This is a genomic window from Vaccinium witches'-broom phytoplasma str. VAC, from assembly GCF_000309405.1.
In the GTDB taxonomy this organism is placed as follows: Bacteria; Bacillota_I; Bacilli_A; order Acholeplasmatales; family Acholeplasmataceae; genus Phytoplasma.
The window spans coordinates 1-8,242 of the sequence record NZ_AKIN01000145.1; the positions used below are offsets into that span (position 1 = coordinate 1).

Here is an 8,242-nt window from a genome sequence, read left to right on the forward strand (position 1 = left end):
TTTATAATTTAAGAAAGAAATAATTTTTATATTTTATTTAAAAATCTTCTTAAAAATCATCATTCAATATAAAGATAATGAATCTGGTCAGGTCTTGATTGAAGCGGCCATAAGTTTAATTTCATGTGAGTGATGATTTTTAAGAAGATTTTTTTATAATTGAAAATAAACTAACAAAAAAGGAAATCTATTTGATTATGAATTTATTTACACACAAAAACAAAATTCAGCTTTTACCTTTTGTTTTTAATTCTGTTGAAGGAAATGCTTTTCGCGAAGAAAATTGTCTTTTTAACGATCAAGAAAAAAAAATTGAGTTTTTTTATTTAAAACAAAGTAAATATAATTCTTTTTTTTTGAACATGAATCAATATGTCGTTTGGACTTATTTAAATGGCGTTTTTAGAGTTTTTATTCATGAAGAATATTATGATAAATTCAATACTTTATATCAAAAAGAAATTAATTCTTTTTATATGAAATTTATTTATGAATTGTTAAATAAACGCGCAAACATAATTAAAAAAAACTTTTTGTCTTTAGGAATAGGTTTTGTCACTTCTCTTATTTTATCTACTTTAGTTAAATCATCAATTCCAAATTTAAATGGTTATAAAGTTGTTATGTTATTCGCTTTACCGATTATTTTATTTTTAATCATTTTTATGTTTTTTATGAAAAAAAGCGATAAGAAATTCCAATTGGATAAAAAAAAATTATTTATCCAATTTATTCAAGAATCTGAAAATTTTTTAGGCAAAGAAGAATTAGAAAACATTTTAACACAACATAGACTTTACAGACATGTTGAAGAAAACGAATAAAAATTATTTTTTATGAAAAAAATTTTTAAAAAAAGGAGGTTAACAGAAAATGAATTACGAAGCTATTGTTATTGGTGGCGGACATGCCGGCGTAGAAGCCGCTTTAGCTTTATCCAAAAAACATAAAACTTTATTAATTACAGGCAATTTAGAACAAATTGCCGCTCTTCCTTGTAACCCTTCTATCGGCGGACCAGCCAAAGGCGTCGTTGTAAGAGAGATTGAAGCTTTAGGCGGCATTATGGGAAAAGCAGCAGATTTATCGCAAATTCAAATGAAAATGTTAAATACTTCTAAAGGGCCTGCTGTAAGAAGTTTGAGGGCTCAAATTGATAAAGTAAAATATCCTAAAGTAGTTATTCAAATATTAAAAGAAGTTGATAGTTTAACTTTATTAGAAGGTTTAGTGGAAAAATTAATTATTGAAAAACAAAAAGTTAAAGGGGTTAAATTGCAGGATGGAACACTTGTTTATAGTGAAGTTGTTGTTATGACGACAGGAACTTATTTATCCAGTAAAATTTTTATGGGAAAATCAAAAACCAACTCGGGTCCTAATAATGAACCAACCACTTATGGCATTAGCAAACAATTGAAAGAACATGGTTTTGAAGTTATTCGTTTGAAAACAGGTACTCCGCCTAGAATTCAAAAAGATAGCATTGATTATACTAAAGCTAAAATGCAATTTGGAGATGGCATTTTACAAACTTTCAGTTCTCCTTCGGTTATTGACGATTTAGGAGTCCAAGAACCTTGTTATTTGCTTCACACTAACGAACAAACTCACGAATTAATTGAACAAAATTTATATGAATCGGCAATGTATGATGGCCAAATAGAAGGAACGGGCCCGCGTTATTGTCCTTCTATAGAAGATAAAGTAGTTCGTTTTTGCGATAAAAAACAACATCAAATTTTTATTGAACCAGAAAGTTTAGAATCTGATGAAATGTATTTACAAGGTCTTTCTACAAGCATGCCTAAAGAAATACAACATAAAATTTTACAAACTATTCCTGCTTTAAAAAATGCTAAAATAGTTAGATATGCTTATGCTATTGAATATGATGCGTTCAATCCTAACCAATTAAAACATACTTTAGAAACTAAAAAAATAAATAATTTATTTTTTGCTGGTCAAATCAACGGTACTACCGGTTATGAAGAAGCGGCTTGTCAAGGTTTAATGGCCGGAATTAACGCTAGTTTAAAACTGCAAAATAAAGACGGTTTTGTTTTAAACAGAAATGAAGCTTACATTGGTGTTTTAATTGATGATTTGATCAATAAAGGAACCAAAGAGCCTTATCGTTTATTGACTTCAAGAGCAGAATTTCGTTTATTATTAAGACATGATAATGCTGATTTAAGATTAACTCATTATGGTTTTGAATTAGGTTTAGTGGATGAAAAAACTTATAAAAATGTAGAAAAAAAACGTCTAGAAGTAGACATGTTAAAAAAAAAATTACAAGCAACTTTTTTTGAAGTTAATGAAAAGAATTTAAATTATTTAAAAGAACATGACTCTTCTTTAATTACGAAAAAAACGAGTTTATATAAATTATTAAAAAGAACAGAATTAAATACAAATATTTTGAAATTTTTTTTTGACCAACAATATACACCAGAAGTTTTAGAACAAGTTGAAATTCAAGTTAAATACGAAAATTACATTTTAAAAGCCGAAAAAGAAGCTCAAAAACTTCTTCAATTAGAAACCAAAACAATTCCTATTGATATTGATTATTCAGTAATTCACAATTTATCTAAAGAAGCTAAAGAAAAATTAACAACAATTAAACCTTATAATTTAGGCCAAGCATCAAGAATTTTAGGCGTCAATCCGGTTGATATTTCTATTTTATTAGTTTTTTTACAAAAGGCTAAAAATTTTGTTTAATCAAATATTAAAAGATACATTTAATTTAAACGAATTACAATTAGAACAATTTAAAATATATTATTCTTTTTTAATAGAATACAACGAAAAAACCAATTTAACCGCTTTATCGAGTGAAAAAGATATTTATTTAAAACATTTTTATGATTCTTTATTGATTTCTCAAAATATTGATTTGAATAAAATTGATAATTTAAGCGATTTAGGTACCGGAGCCGGTTTTCCCAGTATCCCTTTAAAAATTTTATTCCCTCATTTGAAAATTTTTTTAATTGATTCTTCCTTAAAAAAAATTAATTTCTTAGAATCGTTAGTTAAAAAATTGAATTTAACTGATGTATTTTTATTTCATCAAAGGATTGAACAACACGATAAACAATATGATTTAGTGATCGCTAGAGCTTTAGGCAAATTAAAATTAATTTTAAAATTAGCTTCTCCTCTTATTAAAAAAAAAGGTTATTTTATAGCAATGAAAGGACCTAATTACGAGGCAGAATTGAAACATCTTAAAATGACGAAAATAAAATTAAAACAAAAATTCTTTTTAGAATTACCGGAAGAATTAGGCAAAAGAGTTAACTTATTATTTCAAAAAATAAATTAACTCTTTTTTATATCAAATCTTAAAAATGTAATTCTTTTGGGGCAATTTATTGTTTATTGATAATTATCTCCGTTTGTGGGAAATATTTTTTCAACGGCGAAGAAAAAAAAATCCATCGTTACTTTTTTTAAAGTTAACGATGGATTTTATTATTTAATCGTCAAACGATTATTTATTTTTTGTAAAAACAGTTACTCGACGTTTTTCAGTGTAAATAGCTTGGTTTATATTTTCTGTTTTGGTAGGTTCAATGTCTTTTGCTTCTAAATTTTTAATTAAGTCTTTAATCACATCTTCTTTATTTAAAACAAAATTAAAAGCGAATGCGTTCCAAAATTCCCACCCATTACGTTCTAAAACTCTTTGACGGTTTAAATCATGATCATCTTGTTCGGTACTTTGTAATCTATCGCCGTGGCAATCAATAGCCAAACGGTTATCATTATCCCCTTCAACCACTAAATCAATTCGGTAAGAACCGACTTTAACTTGAGGAAGAACACGGTAACCTAAATTGACTAAAATATCATAAATTTGACGTTCAAAATCTGTTTCACAAAGAGTTCTTAAATTTTTAATTTTTTTCTCTTCTTGACTAAAAGGTAAACTAAAATGTTTAATAATTCCACGTCTTAAAACGTCTTTATTGCTGAGTTGGTTCTCATTCATTTCTATACTGCGGACTAAATACATACGATCACGAGCACGAGAAGCAGCAACATTGAAACGTTGATAAGCATCTTCTTTAGTCAAAGGCATTGGTTTTTTACCGTTAGGACGGAAAGAAACCACTAAAGAAAGGAAAATAATATTTCTTTCTTCACCTTGGAAAGTTCTAGCGTTCCCGCATTTAATAGCATGACGTTTGAAAATATCATTAGGCAATTCTCTTTCTAGCATATCGTAAATATAATGTTCTTGGCGATCGCCTTTTAAAGTCACAACCCCAATAGTTTTATCTTTCATCGTAGGATCGGCACAGATTCTTTTGATCTCATCCACAATATAACAGGCTTCTGCTTTATTAATTTCTTGTTTTTCATCTTTACAAGCTCCATCAGTCACTAAAACATCGATTAGCGGTGGATCAAGACGTTCAGATTTTTTCGGCAGACGCATTGGTTGGATTTCATTATGGTAAAATTCTCTATTAGAATATTCAATAATAGGAGAAACGGAACGAAAATGTTCTTTTAACATAATTTTTTCATGAGCGAAAACTACTTGAAATAATTCATAAATAGAAGAGCCTGAGCTTAAATGTCCTTGATAACGTTTGACTTGATTTTTGAGGAAACGTTGAGATAAAATTTGTGTTTTGCTCACATCAGAAATATCATTAGGACCAACCTGTTTATCATCACCAACAATTAAAATCTTATCAGCTCTTAAAAAAGCCGCTAAAGCAGATAAATCAGATTGAGAAGCTTCATCAATAATTGCTAAATCAAAATTACCTATTTGAGAAGGTAAAACTTCAGAAATTTTATCATGAGGCATAATCCAACAAGGAATAGCGTTAGATTCTAAAATATTAGTTAAAGCTTGACGCGCTTGACGTCTATGAATAGGAGCTTTTTTACCAGTTCCTTTTCCTATTTTAGCGATATGAGTGATAAAAGATTGTAAAGCTGATTCCATATCAGGAGTGCTTTTACGAGAGACTTGTAACCAAGTTTTTTTAGACACTATTTGTTTATAAACTTTTTCCAAATCAATAATTTTTTGTTTTCTCTTTGCTTCCATTTTGTTTAAATAGTCGCGAGTTTGCAAATTATCCAGATGAACTTCAAGTTGTTTTAACCACCAAATTTCGTCCCAATCGTTAGGTAAAAGATTATCAGAAGAAGAATTTAGAGGAGATTTATTTCTTAAATCATCAGCCCATAAAGGAGCTCCTGATTTTTCAATCAATTCAGAAACTGTTTTAATGGTTTCAAAATTTTCTTTTAAAGTGTCTAAATTTTTGATTTCTTTTAAAAAGGAATCTGTTTCTTTTTTCAATCTTTTAACATTTATTTCTGAATTTCCGCATTTTTCTTCAATTAAATTGTGGAAATTTTTAAATAATTCAGCAGAAGATATTGAAAAAACATTCTTGATTTTGTTTTTTTGTTTATAAGCATCTCTAACACTATGAAATTTAATATTTTTTTGTAAATCGTTTTGCAATTGAGTTAATAAATCAATCCTATTAGGAATTTGCTTTATTTCTGGAAATTTAGGAAATAATTCATAAACTAATTTTATTATTTCTTCGTCTCTAACATCTTTTTCAATTAAATATTGATAATGATCAGACACTTTTTTCAAATGTAAAATATGTTTAGGGTTGAAAGTGCTTGGATCAGAATTATCATAGTTCACTAATTCATTACTTAATAATAAATTAGAAGCTAAACCGTTTTGCCAGATGATAATTAAATTTCTCATCTTTTTTCTTAAACGGAAATATTTTTGAACATGTTTCCAATCTTCTTTATTTTCAGGTCTGTTAGAAATAATGACAATTGAAGACAATTTTTCTTTTTCCACTTTTTTACCAAAACTAAATAAACCAAAAGCGCTTTTGCCTGAAGCTTTTTTATTAATAGCACTCATCATGTCAGAATCTAATTCTAAATTAGCGAAACTAGAGACAGGTCTTGTTAAAAAATCTTGTTGTTGAGCTACTGCTTCTTGAATGTCTTTATAAAAAACGGCGAATTCTTTTAAAGGTAAATCGTGTCTAGATTTTTTTAAAGTATTTTTAATGGAATTGTGCCAAGAAAATTTTTTCTCACCATCAATTAAGGATTGGTTTAATTTTATTTGATATTCTAGCATTTCCAGAAGGTGTTGAGCTTTTTCTAAAATTTTATCATTTTTAAATTCTAAAGAAAAAATTTTATTTTCTTTTATTTCTTCTTTTATGGAGTTGTAAGTAATAATATTTGTGTGAATTTCCATTAAATTTTCTACTAAATAAGGCTCAATTGCAGGTATTTGTATATTTAAATAAGAAATTTTGTCGCCCACTTTAAGACGATTTTTTTTTAGTTCAGCAATATCTTCTGATTGAAATAAAGGAACATTTGTTAATTTTAATTCATCTTTAAACCATTCAATTTTATGACGCTTTTTAACTAATATTTTGGAAGCATCTAAAGGTTTTATAGGAGGGCGAGATTGTTCTGGTAAAAAAACAATTAAATCAAAATTACGTTGAAAAAATTCTTTAATCTTTTGTTCAATATGAGCTAATTCATTTTGAATGAAATCTATTTCTTTTTCTAAAGAGGAAATATCTTTTTCAAATTTATCTTCATCAATAGAGTTGATTTGTTCTTTAATAATTGAAACATTATGTTCCAATTGTTTTAAATCTTCTTGTTCGCTTGATAAAAAACTAACGGCTAGAGTTCGTATTTCTGGAATTAATTTATCTCTTAAAACGTTAAGAGCGGTTTTTTTCATAGATGTGACTAAAACTCTTTTACCTAAAGTTAAATAATGAGAAAGAATATTAGCTATTGTATGGGTTTTACCAGTTCCAGGCGGCCCTTGAACTACTAATCCTTCATAAATTTCTAACTTTTGAATGATTTTAACTTGTTCTTCGTTAGAAGCCATAGTGAAAAATAAATCTTTCACAGGAACAGCCTCAGGATCTTCGTTAGAAGGGTAATGAATTTCCAAGCTTCTAAATTCTGGCAGTTTAATTTTTTTACGGGAATATGATTGTTCTTCAAGAATGGATAAAATTCCTTTTGGAATATCAGGTAAATTTTTTGTAGCTACTTGAAATTGACTTTGAAAACGTTCTAAATCTTGAATTAAAAATTTATTATCACGCGGACGAATGAAAATAACCCAATTATCAGTAATTTTTAATTCTTCTGTTATTGGCAATAAAGTGCGATTATTATTCCCTTGTGGTTTATATTCTCCTTGCGGATCAAGATGAGAAGCTGCTATTTGAAGAATAGAATCAAAAGTTTTAGGATTATAAGGAGAAAAAACCGCATTTCGACCTTCTTGAGAAATTAATGAAGATTTTTTCCAAGCCGTTTCAATAACGGAAACACCAGGATTTTGAAGAAAAGTGTAAATATCTAACTCTAATTGAGGTTCTCTAAGAGGCATTAATTCCATAGCATTAGTTTTTTCGTTCATATGGATTTCTAAAGCGTGACTAATTAAAGGATAACGAATTTTGGATTTTTTACCATCTGAATTCCATAAAACCATTCCTACTCCTAAAACCAATTCGCGATGAGAATCATCTTGATTGCTTCTAAATTCTTGTTCTAATTTATATATTTTTTTATATAATTGTCTTGTTTTGTTAATTTCTTCTTCTTTTTCAGCCCAAACTTTCCAAGTATTTTGGTAATAATTGTCAAAATCAGTTTGAAGAGATTTATTTAAAGGTAAAAATTCTTTTAAAAAAACAAATTTTTTTTCATTTTCATCATTAAAATTCTCCGTTATAGGGAAACCTGATTCTTTTAGTTCTGATTTTTTGACTTTATTTTTTAAAACAGGTAAAATTCTATAATCATCAGAAATATTTAACCATAATTTTAATAAAGGGTTTTTAGTAATTTGAGGAGCAACAGGAGGAGCGAAACGTTCTATTGTTATCCAAACATCTCCTTCTTTCGCTTTAGGATTCATCATATACACCCCTGGCAAAGCTAAGAGAGTATTCTCATGATAATACCATTCATGACTTTCGACATCAATTATAATTTTATCACGTATTTTTTTAGTTTCTTTTGTAAAATCTAATAACGACAAAAGACGTTTGTATTTTATATTCATATAAAAATTTTTTTCTTTCTTTTTTCTTTGAAGTTTAAGAAGAATTGAGATGAGATGTTTAAAAACGATTTTAAATATTTAAATAAACAATAAAATATT

Annotated in this window: 4 protein-coding genes; 3 read left to right on the top strand and 1 reads right to left on the bottom strand. The window is 27.6% G+C overall.

Features of this window, described 5'->3' with window-relative positions:
* Positions 1-197 precede the first annotated feature (197 nt).
* Genes RI68_RS02490 through rsmG form a run of 3 tightly spaced genes read left to right on the top strand, consistent with a single transcriptional unit; the run spans position 198 to position 3,337 of the window.
* Positions 198-824, top strand: coding sequence for a hypothetical protein (locus tag RI68_RS02490; protein ID WP_017193661.1), 627 nt, complete (start codon positions 198-200; stop codon positions 822-824).
* A gap of 49 nt (positions 825-873) precedes the next feature.
* On the top strand, positions 874-2,730 hold the full coding sequence (mnmG, locus tag RI68_RS02495; RefSeq protein WP_017193662.1) for a tRNA uridine-5-carboxymethylaminomethyl(34) synthesis enzyme MnmG: 1,857 nt from the start codon (positions 874-876) through the stop codon (positions 2,728-2,730).
* Entirely contained in the window at positions 2,720-3,337 is a 618-nt protein-coding gene (gene rsmG, locus RI68_RS02500) for a 16S rRNA (guanine(527)-N(7))-methyltransferase RsmG (RefSeq protein ID WP_222813012.1), read from the top strand. Before mnmG ends, rsmG begins: the two co-directional genes overlap by 11 nt.
* A gap of 168 nt (positions 3,338-3,505) precedes the next feature.
* Here the strand turns inward: rsmG and RI68_RS02505 are convergent, their stop codons facing one another.
* Positions 3,506-8,143: an AAA domain-containing protein gene (locus RI68_RS02505; RefSeq protein WP_017193663.1), complete on the bottom strand. Its 4,638-nt coding sequence runs from the start codon at positions 8,141-8,143 to the stop codon at positions 3,506-3,508.
* Positions 8,144-8,242 lie beyond the last annotated feature (99 nt).

Coding starts and splice junctions, on each gene's coding strand:
- RI68_RS02490 (WP_017193661.1), top strand. CDS start 198: ATGAATTTATTTACACACAAAAACAAAATTCAGCTTTTACCTTTTGTT.
- mnmG (WP_017193662.1), top strand. CDS start 874: ATGAATTACGAAGCTATTGTTATTGGTGGCGGACATGCCGGCGTAGAA.
- RI68_RS02505 (WP_017193663.1), bottom strand. CDS start 8,143: ATGAATATAAAATACAAACGTCTTTTGTCGTTATTAGATTTTACAAAA.